This window comes from Streptomyces sp. 130 (assembly GCF_007096885.1).
Lineage (GTDB): Bacteria > Actinomycetota > Actinomycetes > Streptomycetales > Streptomycetaceae > Streptomyces.
On the sequence record NZ_VJNO01000001.1, the window covers coordinates 22,212 to 40,858 of the forward strand.

Below are 18,647 nucleotides of genomic sequence, written 5' to 3' on the forward strand. Positions count from 1 at the left end.
TTCATCCATCCTTCGGGTCAGTGCTGCCGCTCTGCTTCGTCGAGCAGTTCCTGGAGGCGGGTACGGGGCCGGGCGGGCGCGGTGCCGGCCACGGGCGGTGCCGTCTCGGCAGGGGACCCGCCGGTACGGCCCGTCGTGGTGACGAGCCGCACCGGGCGGGCCTCGGGGGCGGGGGACGGTGCGGGCTCGGCGGGGAGCCGCACGTGGACGGTCACCCGCCCCGTCACCAGCCGGGTCTTGAAGGTGCGTTGCGGGCGGCCGGCCAGCCGGCCCCCCGGTGGCGAGGTGCCGTAGGCCAGCAATCCGAGCAGGGCCCGCGCGGGGTCGCGGCCGTCCATCCGGGCGTACCGCATCAGCCACGCGAGTCCCCACGGGACCGCGACCAGCACCAGGGCGTTCCCGAGCCCGAAGAACGCCCACAGATCCCGCAGGCCCAGCAGGAGTACGAAGACCCCCACCATGGTCACGATCTGGGTGATCGTGTACGGGCCGCCGGGTATCCGTCCGCCGCCGGGGAGCTTGCCGATGACGAGAGGGTGCTTGCGTGCCCGGGTGTACGAACGCCCGATCAGCGGCTTCCCGTCGGACGGCTGCCCGCCGCTCACAGCAGGTCGGCCGGGCTCACCGGGGCGGCCGGCGGCTCATAGGGCTGGACCACGGAGACCGCGCTCTGGGCGGGCGCGTCGGGGACCTCGCTGTCGACCATGTTGCTCAGCGCGTCCATGTTGCCGACGGCGAAGACGACGACGGCGCCCAGGATGGCCGCGGTCAGGGTGCCCGCCCACGACTTCGTCTTCACGTAGGCGAGGACGGTGCCGACGATCGCCATGGCCAGGGCCGCCGAGACGGCGAGGGTCTGGACGTTGGCGATCGTGTCCGAGACCCAGTCGAAGATCTGGCCGTTGGCCGCAAGTTGCACCATGTCGGTGTTCGCGTAACTCACTTGTGCTTCCCCTCGTGTGATCAGCTGGGTGGTGCGTCACTCCCCGGCGGTTTCCGCCGAGGCGTCTGAGGACTCGTCCGACGGGGCGTCCGGTGTGGGCGCGGTGTCGTCGGCGACCGGTCCGGTCTGGTCCGGGGACAGCACCGGGGCGGGGTCGAACGACGCCACCTCCCAGCGCCCGTCCCGGGTGGTCAGGGTGAGTGCGTAGCTGAGCAGGTAGTCCTGGCCGCCGGTCGTCGCGCTCACGGAGACCAGGACGTGCCGCTGCGTGCCGTCCTGCGGGACGGTGTCGTCCGCGTCCTGCGGCGCGTCGTCCCGGACGCCGGTGACGAGCGTGGACTCGTACGGGGCCGGGGAGATCGCCGTGACCTGGAGGCCGGGGGAGACATAGCGGTTCAGCTCCCCCTGGCCCGTCAGGTAGGCGGCGAGGAAGCGGCTCACGGTGTCGGAGACCGGGTCCTCGGAGCTGGGGCCCCGGCCCGTGCCGTAGACGAGCCCGCCGTGCTGCGCGGAGGCGGGCGCGTTGACCTCGGCGGGCAGCGAGGTCGCGGCGTAGAGCGTGGCCGGGCCCCGGGGCGCGGGAGCCGACGCGGAGCCGGTCGGCGTCGGTGACGCCGGGGCGGCGGGCGAGGACCGCACCGCGGACGGGGCCGGGTCCGGGGCGGCCGGCGACGGGGCGATCGTGCCGCCCGCGTCCGGCGTACCCGAGACCTGGACGCCGACCCGGTAGTAGTGCATGCCCCGGTCCCTCATCTTGCCGGCCTTGTCCTTCGCCGAGACCCGGGCCGCGACCGTCACCGACCAGTAGCCCTCCTCGGCCTGCCGGGCCGCCACGGTGACGACGTCCGAGGCGGTGCGCGAGCCGGGCTCGTTGGCGAGGGTCACGGGCTCGGAGTAGTACGGAAGCAGGTCGTCCTCCGTGCCCTCGCCCGCCGCCAGGTACGCCGCGACGTACAGCTCGGCGAACCCGGAGGGCCCGGTGGCCGACGGGGCGGACTCGGTCCGGCTCCGCTCGGCGGCCGAGGTCGCCCCCTTCGAGGAGCCGGCCAGCGCGACCGCGAAGAACCCCAGCAGCGGTCCGGCGACGACCAGCATCCAGACGACGGCGGTGACCAGCTTGGTGAGCCCCGCCATCTTGACGGTGGTCTGCTGCCAGCCGGTGGCCGCCTCGTCCAGCTCGTCGGTCTCCTCCTCGCCGGACGCCTCGGCGGGCACCGCCCGGGGGGCCGGGGCATAACGCGAGGTGCGCGTGGCCTTCGGCCCCGGCGGTGCCTGTTCGGTGGTCTTCTGCTTCTTGTTCGTCAGCCTGAGGCCGCGCTTCATCGCATGTCTCCCTGAGCGGTCCGCAGCATCGGGTGTGCACGGGGCAGGTGGTTCCGGCCGTACGGGTGTGACGTCGACGAGCCACCATCCTGGGTGACGTGTGTCACTGGATCGTCACTTCGCTGTCGCGAACCTGTCAGAGGCTGCGGGCCGGTCCGGGGCGGCGGCCCCGTCCGGGTCCGCGAGCCTGCCGGAGGCGGCGACGGCGAGCCGGCGGACGGCCCTGCTGCGCCGCTGCCGCTGCCGGGCGCCGTCCCGCGCGGAGGGGCGCGGGGTGACGGGGTGGCCGGCCGGCCGGTCCCGGTAGTAGCCGGTGATCAGGCGCGCTTCCTCCACGTCGAGGGCGCCCGACTCCAGGGCCCAGACGAGGAGTTCGACCAGCTCCGCGCGGGCGTCCCAGCCGGCCGCGCGCCCCGGCTCGTCCTCGGCGAGCAGCCGGTAGTCGGCGGCCCTCGCGAGGAGCAGGGTCAGTTCGGCCTGGGACGCGGGGCAGGGGCCGGCGGCGAAGAGCCCGGCCGCGCTGTCCGGGTCCAGGGGCACGGCGGACGCGTCGTCCCCGATCAGACGGCGCGTCAGGCGCAGGGTCTCCAGGGAGAGGTTGGCCGCGATGCGCCGGGGGCGGCGGTGGACGGGGTAGGTCCGCACGACCTCGTAGAGCGCGCCGACCGTGAGGGAGACCGTCTCCTCCCAGTCGTACTGCGGGCGCAGCTGGCTGCGGGCGATGCGCACCGCCTTCGGGAGCATCGTCTGCACCACGGTGCGGGCGGCGAGCTGGGCGCCGGGCCCGCCCGTGACGGCCGCCCTGAGCAGCGGCAGCAGGAGGCGGTCCTGGGCGCCGGTGGTCCGGCAGGCGCGCAGGGCGTCGAGCACGGACTGCGGTCCGGTGAGCGCCGGGTCGCCGTACCAGCGGCGCAGGTGGGCCCGGGCCGACTCGTCCCGGATCAGGTCCGCCCACTCGGTGTTGAGGCGGCCCACGAGCCCTTCGCTTCGGGTACGCGGTGGTGCGTCGGTGCGCATTGGATCTTCTCCCCCTGGACGTGCTGTGGAACACGGCTGATGGTGCGCCTCGCCCCTTGTCCGCCCCGTTGTCCGCGCGGAACAGCCCCCTGGACAAGGGGGGTTCGGCGTCGCGGACAAGGTCTTGACCGGCCAACTCGTCTTCACTGCCGGTCTGTCGGCAGGGAAGTGATCGCTGTGGCGGGTGAGGCGATCAGATTCTGCTCACACGCAGGTCATCAACAGGCCCTTCTGTCACCGCAGTCGGACATAGTTGTGACAGAACGGCGCCCGTTCGGCGTCGGCCCGTCATGCAGAATGACGGCACATCACTTTCCGGACGCAGACGACGATGCACACCACGGCGCATGACCAGGGGGGTCCGATGGCACGCGGGAAGAAGACCGGCCTGATGGCCTGTTCGGGGGTGGCGGCCTGCCTCCTCGTACTGGCCGCGGGCTGCGGCGCGGAGGACGACGGGAAGCCGTCCGGGCCGACGGCGAGCGCCACCCGGGACGACGGCGCGGAGAAGAAGCGCGCGGCGGCCGAGCGGGACGCCCTGGCGGCGTACCGCGGGATGTGGAAGGCGCAGACCAAGGCGTACTCCACGGGCAGCATGAAGGGCGTGGAGCTCGGCGACTACACGACCGGCGACGCCGCGGCGCACATCGTCGAAGCCTTCACGTACTACCAGAAGACGGACATCGCCTTCACGGGCCCGCCGGTCATCTCGCCGAAGGTCACGGCCGTCGACGTGGACTCCTCGGTCCACACCGCGACGATCACCGACTGCGTCGACGTGACGGGCATCGTGGTGCGCCGTGCGACGGGCAAACCGATTGCGGGTGCGAAGGAGGACGACCGCCGTCCCTGGACCGCGAAGGCCACCACCGCCAAGGACGGCAAGGGCGGCTGGCGGATCGTCGACTACACGATCGACAAGGACCGGACGTGCTGACCGCGGGGCGGTACGCGCGCGGCGCGCTCGTCGCCCTGGCCGCCGGCGCGCTGGCGGTCACCGGAACGCGGACGGCCGCGGCCGGAAGCGGCGTGAAGTGCCCGCCCGGTGTCCAGGTCTGCGACATCACCGCCGAGGACCCGGGCGAGCCCGGGGACGACGGCGGCTCCGGCGGGGGCACGGGCGGCGGTTCGGGCGGTGGCCGCACGTGCCACCGGGAGAACGGCCAGGAGATCCCCTGCTACGTGCCGGGGCTCGGCTTCTGGAACGTGTCCTGCTACTGGGTCCTGCTCGACCCGCAGCCGCCGGCCGACGACTACATGATGTGGGGCAACCACAAGCCGGACGAGGGCGACATCTACCACCCCACGAACTGCCCCGACTTCCCGTACGAGGGCGCCGGGACCTTCGTGCCGCGTGACACGTTCTTCCCCAACGGCTCGATCGGCGAGGACGCCGGGCCGACCCCCGCCGAGGTGGCCGAGCGCGCCGTCGCGCAGATGACGCTCAAGGGCGCCGACATCGGCATCGCGCCGGAGCCGGGCCGCACCGGGCTGGTCGGCCTGCCGGTCTGGATGTGGAACAAGCAGCACCCGAACACCACCGGACCGCAGACCAGGACCGTCACCGCCGGGTCCGTCACGGTCACCGCCACCGCCAAGGTGTCGAAGGTCGTGTGGAACATGGGCGACGGCTCCTCCGTCACCTGCACGAAGCCCGGCGAGCCCTACCGGGCGTCCTACGGGAAGCGGGAGTCCCCCGACTGCGGGCACGTCTACCGCCACACCTCGCGCGGCGAGGCCGGAAACACGTTCAAGGTCACCGCCACGTCCACGTGGACCATCCACTGGGAGGGCGGCGGTGAGAGCGGCGACCTGACCGAGACCCGGGAGTCCGCCACCACCGTGGCCGTCGGCGAACTCCAGGTCGTCGGCTGACGACCGGGACGCACCACCGCCCGATGACGAGCGCGCGCAGCCAAAGCACTGCTGGAGGCACCCATTGAGCAGGACCAAGACCGCCGCCCCGCCCTACCAGGGCGGCGCGCCCGGCACCCCGGGACCCGCCCCGGTGGCACCCCCGCGGGCACTGAAGCAGCGACGGCGCCGCCCGGCGCTCATCGCGCTGTCCCTCGCGCTGACCGCGGTCGGCGGCCTCTCCGGCGCCCTGCTGTTCACGGCGACCGGCGAACGCACCGACGTGCTCGCCGTCCGCCACGAGGTGGCGGCCGGCGAGGTCATCGAGGACGGCGACCTCACCGAGGTCTCCATCTCCCTCGACCCGGCCCTCAAGCCCGTGAAGGCGGCGAACCGGGGCGCCGTCGTCGGCAAGCGGGCCGCGGTCGCGCTCACCCCGGGCGCCCTGCTCGCCCGCGACCAGTACACCGGCGCCAGCCTCCTCAAGCAGGGGGACACCCTCGTCGGTGTCGCCACGAAGCCCTCCCAGCGGCCCACCTCCGGGCTGTTCCCCGGGCGCAAGGTGCTCATCGTCAGCACCCCGGGCGAGAACGACGAGATGTCCGACGCCCCGCCGCAGACCATCGCGGCCACCGTCGTCGCGGTCGGCGACCCGGCCGACGCCACCGGGGTCGCCACCGTCGACGTGGCCGTCCCGGCGACCGACGGACCGGCCCTCGCGGCGCGGGCCGCCACCGGCCGGGTGGCGATCGTCGTGAAGAGCGGGAGCGGTTCCTGATGTCCGTGATCGCGCTGGCCGGCGGGACCGGGGCCCCGGGGGTGACCAGCACGGCGCTCGCCCTGCTGCTCGCCTGGCCCCTGGACCCCGGGCGCCGGCTGATCCTCGCCGAGTGCGACCCCGACGGCGGGGCCGTCCTCGCGGGCGCGCTCCAGGGCCGGATGGACGCCCGCTACGGGCTGCGCAACCTCGCCGTCGCCCAGCGGAAGGACGAACTGGTCGAGGCGTTCTGGCGGCAGCTGGTCGACATCTCCGAGGACAACAGCAGCAGCCGGCTCCTGCTGCCCGGGATCACCGACCCCGCGCAGGCCGCCGGGCTCGACCCGGCCTGGGGGAGCCTCGCCGAACTCTTCGCCCGCATCGAGGACCACCAGCACGACGTCCTGGTCGACCTCGGCCGGCGCGGCGCGTTCGGCGCCTCCGCGGTGCTCGCCAAGCGGGCGGACGTCGTGGTGATGGTGGTCCGCAACACCCTGCGCGGGGTCCAGAGCGCCCAGGTCCGCGTCGAGGCGCTGCGCAAGTCGCTGGCCGGGCCCGGCGGCACCGGCGCCGACGCGCTCGCCGTCCTGCTGGTCGAGGGCGGGCCCTACAAGTCCGGCGAGGTCGAGAAGGCGCTCGGGGTGCCGGTGCTCGCCACGATCCCCTGGCGGCCCAAGCAGGCCGAGGTGCTGTCCGACGGGGTGGACGGCGGCAGCCGCTTCGACCGCTCCGACCTGATGCGCGCCGCCCGCGCGGCCACCGGACCGCTGCGCGAGCGGGTCGCCCTGCGCCGCGACCGCCTCGCACCCCGCGCCCCGGGACCGCACGGCCAGGGCCCGTACACCCAGCAGGGCCCTTACGGGGAAGGGGACATGGCCCATGCGCGCTAACCCGCTGCACCCCGACCCCGTGATGCGCCCCGGCCCGGCCACCGGGCCCACCGTCGCGTTCGAGCGCGGCGAGCCCGGCCCGCCCGTCCCGCCCCGGACCGGCCCGCGCGCCGCGCAGCGGCCCGCCGCCGGGGTCTCCTCGATCAGGGCGGTCGGCGAGGAACACCTTCCGCGGGCCACCGTGGACCACCGGGTCGCCGGCGAGATCAAGAAGCGGGTCGCGGACCGGCTCGCCCAGGAGATCAAGGCGTCGGCCCGGATGAGCCCGGAGTCCCAGGCCCAGCGCGGCCGGGCGCTGATCAACGAGGCCGTCGCCGTCTGGTCCGACGCCATCGCCGTCGAGCGCGGGGCCAGCACCACCCAGGCCGAGGACGTCGCCCTCGCCTCCGCCGTCTACGACATGCTCTTCCGGGCCGGCCGGCTCCAGCCCTATCTGGACGACGAGCGCGTCGAGAACATCCTCATCAACGGCTACGACGAGGTCTGGCTCGACTACGGGGACAGCGGGCGGGTCCGGGTCCCGCCCGTCGCGGACTCCGACGAGGAACTCCAGGAGATGCTGCGGGACCTGGCGCGCCGCACCGGGCAGAGCGAGCGGACCCTGTCCACCGCCGACCCGTTCCTCGCGCTGCGCCTCGCCGACGGCTCCCGGCTCCAGGCCGTCACCGGGGTCACCCCGAAGACCTTCGTCACCATCCGCAGGCACCGCGTCAAGGACGTGGACCTCGACGGCATGGTCCGGCTCGGCGCCATCGACGAGACCCTGGCGGCCTTCCTCGCCGCCGCCGTGCGCGCCGAGAAGAACATCATGATCACGGGCGAGCAGGCGGTCGGGAAGACCTCGCTGCTGCGCGCCCTGCTCAAGGAGATCGACCCGGACGAGCGCTTCGCCACCATCGAGACCGAGTTCGAACTCTTCGCGCACACCAACGGCTTCCACCGCCAGGTCGTGCCGATGGAGTCCCGCGAGTCCAACGGCGAACGCGCCGCCGACGGCCGGGGCGCGGGCGAGATCACCCTGCTCGACCTCATCCACCGCGCGCTGCGCATGTCGCTGTCCCGGGTCGTCGTCGGCGAGGTCCGGGGCCAGGAGATCGTCGCCATGATGCAGGCGATGACCAACGGCAAGGGCGGCAACCTCTGCACGATCCACGCCCGCCGCCCCGAGATCGTCTTCGACCGCATCGCCGAGCTGTATCTGCTGGCCCAGGACAACATGACCGAACAGCTGGCCTACCGTCAGGCGGCCAACGGGCTCGACTTCATCGTGTTCGTCTCCATGCGCGACGAGACCCGCATCGGGGGCAGGCGCCACCGGTTCGTCTCGCACGTCCTGGAGGTCACCGGCATGGGCGAGAACGGCCGGCCCGCCACCAACCGGATCTTCGCGCCGCGCCCCGGCGAGCCGAGGGCCGTCCCGCACATGCACCCCTCCTGCCTGGAGGACCTGGTCCGGGTCGGCTTCCCCGTACACCTGCTGGACAATCCGCGCGGCTCCTGGCCGCGCCCGCTGGATCTCCAGGTGAGGGCCGGATGAATCTGATGCTGATGTGGGTGCTCGCCGGACTCGCCGTCGCCGGCGGCCTGGTGGGCCTGGTCGCGGGGCTCGTCGGTACGACGGCACCCCGCCCGGTCCGCCGCTCGCGCAAGGGTCCGGGCGGCAGCGTGGAGCACGACGCGGCCCTGCGGCGCCGGACCCGCTGGGCGGCGGGCGGTGCCGTCGGCCTGGCCGTCTGGGTGATCACCGGCGTCTTCACCGGCGGGCTGCTCGTCGGCGCCGCCGTGGTCGGGGTGCCCTGGCTGCTCTCGCCCACGAAGAACGCCGCCGTGCGCATCGACAAGCTGGAGGCGCTCGGCGAGTGGACCCAGCGCCTGTCCGACGTGCTGCGGCTCGGGATGGGCCTGGAACAGGCGATGATCGCCAGCCGCCGCGGCGCGCCCGCCGAGCTGGAGCACGAGATCGCCGACCTCGCCGACCGCCTCCAGGTCGGCTGGCGCCCCGCCGAGGCGCTGGAGTCGTTCGCCGACGCGCTGGACGACGTCACCGCCGACAAGGTCCTCGCCGCACTGATGCTCTGTGCCTCGGACCGGGGCCCCGGTCTCGCGCAGGCGCTGGAGGACCTGTCCGAAGCGGTACGCGAAGAGGTCGGCAAGCGCCGCCAGATCGAGGCCGACCGGGCCAAGCCGCGCACCACCGTGCGGTGGATGACCATCATCACGCTCTGCGTGGTCGGGGCCGGATTCCTCGTCCCCAGCTACACCGCGCCCTACGGCACGCTCCTCGGGCAGCTGGTCCTCGCCCTGCTGACGGCGGCGTTCGCCGGGGTGCTGATCTGGATGCGCTCGCTGGCCGACCACCGCCCGGTGGCCCGGTTCCTGATCGCCGATCCGCGCAGCCGGGTCAAGCTGCCGCAAGCTCCCGAACCGCTCCAGGAGGCCCAGTCGTGATACCCCCGGCCGCGATCTTCGCGGGTCTCGCCGTGGGCGGCGGTCTCGCCCTGCTCATCCGGGAACTGGTGGGCCCGCAGCCCGATCTGGCGTCCAGCCTGCGCCGCCTGAACGCCACCGCGCCGGAACCGGACCAGGAGACGGGCCCGGCCAGCCGGGACGACGAGTGGGGCGCCTGGCTGCTGGAACACCTCCAGGGGCTGCCCGGGGTCACCGTCCCGCGCAAGGACCTGGCGCTGGTCGGGCAGACCCCCGAGCGGTTCCTGCTGCTCAAGGCGGCGCTGGCGGGCGGCGGTCTGCTGATTCCGCCGGTCGTCGTCGGTGCCTGGACGCTGATGGGGCTCGGCGTGCCGTTCTACCTGCCGGTCGTGGTGGGTCTGGTGCTCGGCGCGCTGCTCTGGTTCGTCCCCGATCTGTCCGTACGGGACCAGGCGGCGCGGGCGCGCGAGGAGTTCTCGCACGCGATCGCCGCCTATCTGGACCTCGTCGCGCTCAAGCGGGCCGCCGACGCCGGGCCGACCGAGGCCCTGGAGCGGGCCGCCGCCGTCGGCCGGGGCTGGGCCTTCACCCGGCTCCAGGAGGCGATGATGCGGGCCCGCGTGGACAAGGTCCCGCCGTGGGAGGCGCTGGGCCGGCTGACCCAGGAGCTGGACCTGCCGGTCCTGGAGGACGTCGCCGAGATCATGCGGATGTCGGCGCACGACGGCGCCGCCGTCTACACGACGCTGCGGGCCCGGTCCAAGTCCCTGCGGACCGAACTGCTCGCCAGGCAGGCCGCCGAGGCGAACGAGGACAGCGAGAAGATGACCGCCCCCGGCGCGCTCCTCGCCGTGCTCGTGATGCTGATGGTCGCCTTCCCGGCGGTGATCAACATCATGGCGACGTAACAGCGGTAACAACCGGCTACGGGCCGAACCGCCGTCACACCCGACCGCGTCCCCTCACCAGGGAGTCGACGCACACAAGAGAAGGAACGAGGAGGCTCGCAGCATGAACGCGATCAGCAAGCTCACGAACCGGGCCGCTGTATCCCTGACCATGGTCCTGGCGGTGCTGGCCGACCGCGTGGAGCAGGGCGCCAAGGACCCCGACCGCGGTGACGTCTCCATCACCACGGTGATCATCTGGGTCGCCGCCGTGACGGGCGCGCTGCTCATCGCAGGCACCATCGCCACGGTCATCTCCAGGTACAACGGCAAGCTGGCGGGCATCTGATGAAGCCCGCGGTCGTCGCGCGCCGCCCGCTGGACGACCGCGGCGACACCTCGGTCCAGATGGCGATCGTCTTCCCCTTCGTCATCCTGCTGACGATCGCCGTGGTGCAGGTGTCGCTCTGGTACTACGCGCGCAACGTGGCCCTGACCGCCGCGCGCGAGGGCGTCGCGGCGGCACGGGTCTACGAATCGGGCCGGGGGGCCGGCGCGGAGCGCGCGCAGGCCGTGCTCGGCCGGATCGCGGGCAACACGCTGCTCGGCCCGTCCGTCTCCACGGGCGGCAGTACGGCGGAGCGCGTCCGCGTCCAGGTCACCGGGCGCGCCCCGTCGCTGCTGCCCGGGGTGCCGGGGCTGACGATCACACAGAGCGCGTCCGGGCCGGTGGAGCGCTGGACGACCGGGGGATGAGATGAAGTGGGACGACCGGGGGAGCGAGGCGGTCCAGGCCGCGATCGTCACGCCGCTGATGATCATTTTCCTCTGTCTGGCCCTCGCGGGCGGCCGGGTGGTGACCGCCGGGAACAAGGTGGACGCCGCCGCCGAGGACGCGGCGCGCGAGGCGTCCATCTCGCGCACCGCCGGGGCCGCCCGGAGCAACGCCCTCGCCGCCGCCCGGGAGACCCTGGCCGACCAGGGCCTCACCTGCTCCGGCACGCGCGTCAGCGTGGACGCGTCGGGGCTCAACGCCCCCCTGGGCACCGTCGGAACGGTCCGCGTGACCGTCGCGTGCACCGTCCCGCTGTCCGACCTGATGCTGCCGGGCGCCCCCGGCAGCCACACCCTCACGTCGACGTTCACCTCGGCGGTGGACGCGTACCGGGAGCGCGACTGATGCGTACGTACGACGACCGGGGCGGCATCGCCGTCTACAGCGCCATCATCACCGTGGCGCTCCTCGCCGTCATCGGGATCACCGTGGACGGCGGCGGCAAGCTGCGCGCCACGGAGCGGGCCGACGCCATCGCGATGGAGGCCGCCCGGGCCGGCGGCCAGGCCATCGATCCCGCCCAGGCCATCCCGGGCAAGGCCGTCGTCGCCCAGCCCGCCGCCGCGCGCGCCGCCGCCGCGGCGTACCTCTCGGCGGCCGGGGCGCACGGCAGCGCGACGGTGTCGGCCGACGGGAAGCGGGTGACGGTCACCGTGACCGACACGTACGAGACCCGCTTCCTCACGGTCGTCGGCATTTCCTCCATGTCCGTCCACGGGGAGGGGCACGCCACGCTCATCCACGGTGTCGTCGCCCCCGAAGGGTCGTGATCGCGGTGCGTACGGTCGGCAGTCTGATACGGGCCCTGCTGAGCCTCGTCGTCCTGGCGGCGCTGCTCGCCGGGCTGCCGGTGCTCCTCTGGTGGGCGACCGGCGTCGTCCTCGACAACGGGATCGAGGACCTGACCCACCTGTTCTCCCGGCAGGACACCGGGGGCGCCTTCCTGCTCCTGCTCGCCGCCGCCGGCTGGGTGGGCTGGGCGGGCTTCGCCTTCTCCGTCCTGCTGGAGATCCCCGCCCAGCTGCGTGGCCGCACGGTCCGCCGGCTGAGCGGCCTCGGGGCGAGCCAGCGGGCCGCCGCGACGCTGATCGGCTCCATCCTGGGGCTCCTGCCGCCGGCCGGGGCGGCCCGCGCCGCCCCGGCCGCCGCGCCGGTCTCCGTCACCCAGTCGTACGCCCCCGCCGGCGCCACGGACACCGCGCACGCCCCGGACGCCCGCACCACGCGGCAGGCCGCCCCGGCCGACTCCTACACCGTGCGGGACATCCGTCCGGCCGAGAGCCTGTGGAGCATCGCGGAGGACCGGCTGGGCGACGGCAACCGCTGGCACGAGATCGCCACGCTCAACGAGGGCCGGGTGATGACGGACGGCACGGTCTTCCACGCCCAGGGCTTCCTCCAGCCCGGCTGGCAGCTGCGGATGCCGGCCGGCACGGGGGCCGCCCCCGAGGCGGCGGCGCCCTCGGGCGGGACGGCGACGGTCCGCCCCGGCGACTCGCTGGGTGCCATCGCGGACCGCGAACTCGGTGATCCGGCGCGCTACGGGGAGATCTTCGATCTCAACCGGGGTGCGGAGCTGCCGGGCGGCGGCACGTTCACCAACCCGGACCTGATCATCCCGGGCCAGCACCTGAAGCTCCCGGCACCGGCCCCGGCGAACCCGGCCCCGGCGAACCCCGGTCCGGGGAAGCCCGGTCCGGCGAATCCCGGTCCGGCGGAGACCGGTAAGCCGGACCCGGCGGAGACGGCCCGGCCCGCGCCCGCGAAGCCCGCGGAGACGGCGAAGCCCAAGCCGGCCGAGACGGCGCCCGCCAAGCCGGCCGAGTCGGCGAAGCCGAAGCCCGCGGAGACGGGGCCCGCCAAGCCGGCAGAGTCGGCGAAGCCGAAGCCTGCGGAGACGGGGCCCGCCAAGCCGGCAGAGTCGGCGAAGCCGAAGCCCGCGGAGACGGGGCCCGCCAAGCCGGCCGAGACGGCGAAGCCGAAGCCGGCCGAGACGGCGCCCGCCAAGCCGGCCGAGTCCGCCAAGCCCGGGCCCGCCGAGTCCGCCGAGTCGGCGCAGCCGACCCCCGCCGCCGACGAGGACGCCGGGTTCTCCGCCCGTACCGGCGCCGGGATCGGCGCCCTGCTGGCCGCCGGGGTCCTCGGCGTCCTCGGCACCCGCCGCATCGTGCAGCAGCGTCGCCGGCGCCCCCGGCGCCGCATCGCGTTGCCCGAGGGCGATGCCGCCGCGCTGGAAAGGGGGATGCGGGCGGCCTCGGCGGACGTGCCGGAGGGGCTCGACCTGCTGGACCGCGCCCTGCGCACCCTCTCCGCCGAGCTGGCGCGCGAGGGCACCGCGCTGCCGCGGCTCGACGCCGTCGTCGTCACCCCGGACGGGGCCGCGCTCCACCTCTGCGAACCGGCCGCCCCCGTAACCCCGTTCGTGCCCGTGGTGAGCGGGGACGAGATCTGGTGGTGCCCGAAGGACTCGGGGGCGCTGCTGCCCGCCGAGGGGGCGTCGGCGACCGCGCTGCCGTATCCGGCGCTGATCAGCCTGGGCACCAGCTTCGAGGGGTTCCCGGTCCTGGTCGACCTGGAGCGCATCGGGATGCTCCGGCTCGACGGCGAGACGGAGGACGTACGGTCCGTACTGCTGGCGCTGGCCGTGGAGCTGGCGTCCGACTCGCTGCACGCCGAGCACACGGTCCGGCTCGTCGGTTTCGGCGAGGAGCTGAAGACCGCGTTCCCGGGCCGGGTCGTGCACCACGCGACCCTGGCCTCCGCCGTCGCCGGCCTCAGGAGCCACGACGAGGCGCAGCGGCGGGCGCTGGCGGAGAGCGGTGCGGAGAGCCTGTGCGAGGCGCGGCTGCTGGGGACCGGGGCGGACGCCTGGGCACCGCAGATCGTGCTGTGCGCCCTGCCGCTCACCGGCTCGGACCCGAGCGCGCTCGACCTGCTCGAACTGACGGCGGCCCAGCCGCGCACCTCGCTGGCCGCCGTGACGAGCGCCGACGACGGGCTCGGCCTGCCGGAGACCTGGAGCGTCGACACCGCGCCCGGCGTCGTCGTCACGATTCCGGAGACGGACCTCGAAGTGATGCTGCAACGCCTCGAACCGGCCCAGTACGCGGCCCTGCTGGAACTGATGGCGGTCACCGAGCGGCCCACGGACGAGCCGACGCCCGACTGGGCCCGGCCGCACGACCCGCGACTCACGCTCGCCGTCATGGCCGCCCCGGAACCGGAGGCCGCCGGGGACGACGGGAACCCGGTGCGCACCGCTTCCGTGGAGGAAACGATCACCGCTCCGGCACCGGTGCCCGCCCACCCGTACATCCGGGTGCTCGGGCCGGTCGGGATGGAGTCGGCCGAGGGCCCCGTCGAGTCCAACCGGCGTGGCCGGCTGACCGAGATGGCCGCCTGGCTCGTCCTGCACCCGGGCCAGGAGCACCGGGCCCTGGACGAGGCGATCTGGCCGGGCCGCGAGGTCGGGCACTCGCTGCGCAACTCCAACGTGAGCAAGCTGCGCGCCTGGACGGGCGGCCAGTCCTACCTGCCGTTCGTGACGGACGGGCGGTACGCCTTCGCCCCGTACGTGCGGTGCGACTGGCTGGACTTCCAGGAGCTGTACCAGGAGGGCATGCACGCCCGGGGCGCCGCCGCCGACACCGCGCTGGCGCGGGCGCTCTCGCTGGTCCGGGGCACCCCGTTCGAAGGGACCAACCCGCGCAACTACCTCTGGGCGGACGCCCTGTTCCACGACATCGTGTCGTCGGTCGTGGACGTCGCCCACGAGCTGGCGGAGCGCTGCCTGGCGGCCGGCGACCTCACCGGCGCGGTCGCGGCGGCCACGCGCGGCCTGGTCGCGTCCCCGGAGAGCGAGCTGCTGACCCGGGACCTCTTCCGGGCGCACGCGGCACGCGGCGACCGGTCCGCCGTCATCGAGGCGGCGGACCGGCTCAACCGGCTCAACGAGGAGCTGGGGACCGACGCGGAGGACGAGACGATCGACCTGCTCCGGGACATCCTGAAGGCCCTGCCGGAAGCGGCCGCGCTGGGGAACTCAGCCGCCTAGCGGCTCGTACGCGAACCAGTCGAAGTGCACCGTGCCGCTCGCCGCGTACAGCCCGATCACCCGGCCGGTGAAGCCGCCGGTCACCTCCGTGGAGAGGTAGCGCCCGTCGAGGGAGCCGAGCACGGTGAACGTGCCGTCCGGCTCCTCGAAGCCCAGGGACACCGTGTCCGGTCCCGTGCACGGGTCGAGCGGGGCCCGGGTGGGCTCGATGTCGATGCCGAGCACCACCGGTCCGGCGGGCGCCGGGCGGGACGCGACCACCGTGCGGAGCGGGCCGATCCGGGCGATGAGCCGGACCTCGCCGCCGCCCGCCTCGACCGCGTAGTGATGCGCCTCGTCGAGCCGGACCGCGAGCCCGCCGTGGCCGTCCGCCGCGTCCGCCAGCGTGCGCGCCCGGCACGCCAGGTGCTGCTGCCGGCGGCCGGTGAACACCGCGTCCGGGTCGTCCAGCGTGGAGCCCCGCCCGTGCAGGGTCAGCCAGCCGGGCCGCTCCTTCGTCCCGGCCCGCCCGGCGGTCGAGCGGCGCGGCGAGATCCAGTACGGGCGCGGCTCGGCCTGGTCGAAGTCGTCCCGGGCCGGCGCGGCCGGCGCGGGCGCCAACGGCCACGGCGGCGCCGGGAGTTCGGTGGCGACCTCGCCGACGACGGGCCAGCCGTCCACCCAGGTCACCGGGGCGAGGAAGGTCTCCCGGCCGAGTACGTGCCAGCCGGGGGTGCCGCCGCCCGGCCGCACGCCGAGGAGCACCAGCCACCAGGAGCCGTCCGGCCCCTGCACCAGGTCGCCGTGGCCGGTGTTCTGGACGGGGTGCTCGCGGCCCCGGTGGGTGAGGACCGGGTTGTCCGGGCAGGGCTCGAACGGCCCGGCGGGCGAGGGACCGCGCGCGACGGAGACCGCGTGCCCGCGCTCGGTGCCGCCCTCCGCGATGACGAGGTACCAGTGGTCGCCGATCCGGTAGAGGTGCGGGGCCTCCGGCGCCTTCGCCCCTGGCGCCCCGGACCAGATGCGGCGGGGTTCGCCGATGGTCTCGCCGGTGTGCGGGTCGATGCGGACCTGGGAGACCCCGGCCACGGTGCACCAGCAGCTGCCGTCCTCGTCCCAGGCCAGGTCCGGGTCGATGCCGGGCACGCCGGGCAGCGGGACCGGGTCGGACCAGGGGCCGGCCGGGTCGGTGGTGGTGAACAGCAGGTTGCCCACCTCGACATTGGTGACGACGAGCCAGAACCGGCCGTCGTGGTGCCGGAGCGTCGGTGCGTAGATGCCGCCGGAGGCCCGGGTCCCCGGGGTCAGGTGCAGCTGCTCGGGCCGGTCGAGGACGTTGCCCAGCTGCGTCCAGTGGACCAGGTCGCGGCTGTGGAAGAGGGGGATGCCCGGGAAGTACTCGAAGCTGGAGCACACCAGGTAGTAGTCGTCGCCCACGCGGCAGACGCTGGGGTCGGGGTGGAACCCGGGGATCACCGGGTTGCTGACGGTCGTGCCCGTCTGGTCTCGGACTGGCATGGCATCCGTTCCTGTACGTCGCGCGAGTGCCGCCGTGTCTGTGGCGGGCGCCCCTGTCGAAGCGCTTCGATAACGGGGCGATCCTTGCCACCGCCGGGGCGCGCGTCAAGGGCTCCCCTTGCGCGGGCCCGCCGTTGCTCTTGAGCGGCCTCGTTGACCGGCCCGCCCCCGTCAGCCCCTGAGGTACGCCAGCACCGCGAGCACCCGGCGGTTGGTGGTGTCGTCCACGGACAGGCCGAGCTTGCCGAGGATCGAGCCGAAGTGCTTGCTGACCGTGCCCTCGCTCACCGAAAGGGCCTCCGCGACCGAGGCGTTGGACTTGCCCTCCGCCATCAGGGCCAGCACCGCCAGCTCGCGCTCGGTCAGCCGGGACAGCGGGTCCCGGCGGTGCCGGATCAGCTGGCGCACCACCTCCGGGTCGACCACGGTGTCCCCGGCGGCGACCCGGGTGAGGGCGTCCATGAACTCCTCGACGTGGCCGATGCGTTCCTTGAGGAGGTAACCGACGCCCCGCCCGTCCGCCGAGTCGAGCAGGTCCTCCGCGTAGGTGCGCTGCACGTACTGGCTGAGCACCAGCACCGGCAACCCGGGCTGCTTGGCGCGCAGTTCGAGCGCGGCGCGCAGGCCCTCGTCGGAGAATCCGGGCGGCATGCGGACATCGGTCACCACGACGTCCGGGTCGTGCTCGGTGACGGCCGCGATCAGCTCGTCCGCCGTCCCCGCGCCCGCCACCACCTGGTGGCCGAACCGTTCGAGGAGGCCGACGAGTCCTTCGCGCAGGAGCACGCTGTCCTCGGCCAGTACGATCCGCAACGCCTCAGGTCCTTCCGCCCGCACCCGGTACGGGGACTTCCAGCCGGAACACCGTGGGCCCGCCGGGGGGACTGGACAGTACCAAACGGCCGTCCAGCACCGAGAGACGGTCGGCCACCCCCTGGAGCCCCGTCCCGCCTCCGGCCGCCGCGCCGCCCCGCCCGTCGTCCGCCACCTCCACCACCAGCCGCCCGCGCACCACCTGCCCGGACACCCGGATCAGCGCGGCCCCGCTGTGCCTGGCCGCGTTCGCCAGCGCCTCGCACACCGCGAAGTACACCCCGCTCTCCACCGCCCCCGGAAGCCGCTCCGGCAGATGCAGGTCCACATCGACCGGCACCACCGAGCGGTCCGCGACGTCCTCCACGGCCGCCCCGAGCCCCCGGTCGGTGAGGACTCGGGGGTGGATGCCCCGGATCAGCTCCCGGATCTCCACCAGCGCGGTGTCCGCCTCGCCGTGCGCCTTCGCCAGCAGCCCGGCCAGCGGCTCGGCCGGGCCCTCCAGGCGGGCCAGTCCGAGCGTCATCGACAGGGCCACCAGCCGCTGCTGCGCCCCGTCGTGCAGATCGCGCTCTATGCGCCGCCGCTCCGCCTCGAAGGCGTCCACCAGCCGACTGCGCGACCGGTCCAGCTCCCGCAGCCGCTCCCCGGCCCCGGAGTCCGTGAGCAGCGCCCGGGTCAGCGCGGCCCGCCAGGCCGCCAGCACCCCCAGCGGATACGCGAACACCGGGAGCAGCAGCAGCCCGGCGAGCAGCGTCCCGAAGGCGGCCGGATAGGAGTGGACGAGCCACAGCTTCAGCACCCGGGCCTCCTCGCCGCCGTTCACGGCCAGCACCACGGGCACCGCGATCAGCCCGCCGCACACCGTCAGCGCCGCCCCCACGGTCACCGCTTCCACCGGCCACAGGACGAACGCGGTGAGCAGCGCGTACGCCAGCTCCCGCCAGGTCGCCCGCTCCCGCAGCCGGGTCCGCAGCCAGGCGGTGAGCCCGGTGCCGTCCGGTTCGCCGTGGACCGGGGCGAGCGGGCAGGGGTCCACCAGCCGCAGTCTGCGGCGCTCCAGGGCGGCGAGCGGGATGCCGGAGAGGGCCAGGGTGAGCAGGAGCGGAAGCCCGACGAGAAGCACGACGAGCGTGCCGCCCGCGACCGCGAGCAGGAGGAGGACCACGAACGTCAGGACTCCGACGAGCGAGCCGGTCAGCAGGTAGAGCGCCGCCCGCCACGGCCAGGGTCCGCGCAGGTAACTCCGCTGCCACAGGGCCTGTTGGAGGCCGGGGGAGGAGGACATGAGGGAACGGTAGACGGCGCGTGCTGACCCGGACCACCCAGCGGTTTCCACTCTTGGGGTGG

19 protein-coding genes are annotated in these 18,647 nt (G+C 74.3%); 12 read left to right on the forward strand and 7 right to left on the reverse strand.

Annotation, left to right across the window (positions count from 1 at the left end):
• Nucleotides 1-17: 17 nt before the first annotated feature.
• The 4 genes from FKN01_RS00120 to FKN01_RS00135 form a co-directional block, all read right to left on the reverse strand.
• The gene (locus FKN01_RS00120; protein ID WP_143615614.1) at nt 18-605 is read right to left on the reverse strand and encodes a hypothetical protein; all 588 of its coding nucleotides are present in this window, start codon (nt 603-605) and stop codon (nt 18-20) included.
• Nucleotides 602-943 carry a hypothetical protein gene (locus tag FKN01_RS00125; RefSeq protein WP_260696722.1) on the reverse strand — a complete coding sequence of 114 codons (342 nt, stop codon included), beginning with the start codon at nt 941-943 and terminating at the stop codon, nt 602-604. The genes FKN01_RS00120 and FKN01_RS00125 overlap by 4 nt, the downstream gene beginning before the upstream one ends.
• A 36-nt stretch (nt 944-979) precedes the next feature.
• A complete protein-coding gene (locus tag FKN01_RS00130) occupies nt 980-2,266 on the reverse strand; it encodes a conjugal transfer protein (protein ID WP_143615615.1) in 1,287 nt (428 codons plus the stop codon).
• Nucleotides 2,267-2,380: 114 nt separating this feature from the next.
• Nucleotides 2,381-3,283, reverse strand: coding sequence for a hypothetical protein (locus FKN01_RS00135; protein WP_260696723.1), 903 nt, complete (start codon nt 3,281-3,283; stop codon nt 2,381-2,383).
• Nucleotides 3,284-3,647: 364 nt separating this feature from the next.
• Between FKN01_RS00135 and FKN01_RS00140 the strand changes: the two genes are divergently transcribed.
• The 12 genes from FKN01_RS00140 (at nt 3,648) to FKN01_RS00195 (ending at nt 14,987) form a co-directional block, all read left to right on the forward strand.
• On the forward strand, nt 3,648-4,220 hold the full coding sequence (locus FKN01_RS00140) for a hypothetical protein (protein WP_260696724.1): 573 nt from the start codon (nt 3,648-3,650) through the stop codon (nt 4,218-4,220).
• Nucleotides 4,214-5,158 carry a hypothetical protein gene (locus tag FKN01_RS00145; protein ID WP_143615617.1) on the forward strand — a complete coding sequence of 315 codons (945 nt, stop codon included), beginning with the start codon at nt 4,214-4,216 and terminating at the stop codon, nt 5,156-5,158. The genes FKN01_RS00140 and FKN01_RS00145 overlap by 7 nt, the downstream gene beginning before the upstream one ends.
• 64 nt (nt 5,159-5,222) lie before the next feature.
• Complete coding sequence (locus tag FKN01_RS00150; protein WP_143615618.1) at nt 5,223-5,915, forward strand: SAF domain-containing protein; 693 nt, start codon at nt 5,223-5,225, stop codon at nt 5,913-5,915.
• Nucleotides 5,915-6,784, forward strand: a complete 870-nt coding sequence (locus tag FKN01_RS00155; RefSeq protein ID WP_143615619.1) for a hypothetical protein — start codon at nt 5,915-5,917, stop codon at nt 6,782-6,784. Before FKN01_RS00150 ends, FKN01_RS00155 begins: the two co-directional genes overlap by 1 nt.
• A complete protein-coding gene (locus FKN01_RS00160) occupies nt 6,774-8,321 on the forward strand; it encodes a CpaF family protein (protein ID WP_143615620.1) in 1,548 nt (515 codons plus the stop codon). Before FKN01_RS00155 ends, FKN01_RS00160 begins: the two co-directional genes overlap by 11 nt.
• Nucleotides 8,318-9,232 (forward strand): type II secretion system F family protein, encoded by a 915-nt coding sequence (locus FKN01_RS00165; protein ID WP_143615621.1) that lies wholly within the window; start codon nt 8,318-8,320, stop codon nt 9,230-9,232. Before FKN01_RS00160 ends, FKN01_RS00165 begins: the two co-directional genes overlap by 4 nt.
• Nucleotides 9,229-10,119, forward strand: a complete 891-nt coding sequence (locus FKN01_RS00170) for a hypothetical protein (protein ID WP_143615622.1) — start codon at nt 9,229-9,231, stop codon at nt 10,117-10,119. Before FKN01_RS00165 ends, FKN01_RS00170 begins: the two co-directional genes overlap by 4 nt.
• Before the next feature lie 103 nt (nt 10,120-10,222).
• The gene (locus FKN01_RS00175) at nt 10,223-10,447 is read left to right on the forward strand and encodes a hypothetical protein (protein WP_143615623.1); all 225 of its coding nucleotides are present in this window, start codon (nt 10,223-10,225) and stop codon (nt 10,445-10,447) included.
• On the forward strand, nt 10,447-10,854 hold the full coding sequence (locus FKN01_RS00180) for a TadE family protein (RefSeq protein WP_143615624.1): 408 nt from the start codon (nt 10,447-10,449) through the stop codon (nt 10,852-10,854). The genes FKN01_RS00175 and FKN01_RS00180 overlap by 1 nt, the downstream gene beginning before the upstream one ends.
• A 1-nt stretch (nt 10,855) precedes the next feature.
• Complete coding sequence (locus tag FKN01_RS00185) at nt 10,856-11,278, forward strand: TadE/TadG family type IV pilus assembly protein (RefSeq protein ID WP_143615625.1); 423 nt, start codon at nt 10,856-10,858, stop codon at nt 11,276-11,278.
• Nucleotides 11,278-11,703, forward strand: a complete 426-nt coding sequence (locus tag FKN01_RS00190) for a hypothetical protein (RefSeq protein WP_143615626.1) — start codon at nt 11,278-11,280, stop codon at nt 11,701-11,703. The genes FKN01_RS00185 and FKN01_RS00190 overlap by 1 nt, the downstream gene beginning before the upstream one ends.
• Nucleotides 11,700-14,987: a BTAD domain-containing putative transcriptional regulator gene (locus FKN01_RS00195; RefSeq protein ID WP_143615627.1), complete on the forward strand. Its 3,288-nt coding sequence runs from the start codon at nt 11,700-11,702 to the stop codon at nt 14,985-14,987. The genes FKN01_RS00190 and FKN01_RS00195 overlap by 4 nt, the downstream gene beginning before the upstream one ends.
• Here FKN01_RS00195 and FKN01_RS00200 read toward each other — a convergent pair.
• From FKN01_RS00200 to FKN01_RS00210, 3 genes are all read right to left on the reverse strand, one after another.
• Complete coding sequence (locus FKN01_RS00200; protein ID WP_143615628.1) at nt 14,976-16,484, reverse strand: glycoside hydrolase family 43 protein; 1,509 nt, start codon at nt 16,482-16,484, stop codon at nt 14,976-14,978. The genes FKN01_RS00195 and FKN01_RS00200 overlap by 12 nt on opposite strands.
• Nucleotides 16,485-16,655: 171 nt before the next feature.
• Nucleotides 16,656-17,297, reverse strand: a complete 642-nt coding sequence (locus FKN01_RS00205; protein WP_143615629.1) for a response regulator transcription factor — start codon at nt 17,295-17,297, stop codon at nt 16,656-16,658.
• Nucleotides 17,298-17,301: 4 nt separating this feature from the next.
• The gene (locus FKN01_RS00210) at nt 17,302-18,585 is read right to left on the reverse strand and encodes a sensor histidine kinase (RefSeq protein ID WP_143615630.1); all 1,284 of its coding nucleotides are present in this window, start codon (nt 18,583-18,585) and stop codon (nt 17,302-17,304) included.
• Between the last annotated feature and the right edge of the window lie 62 nt (nt 18,586-18,647).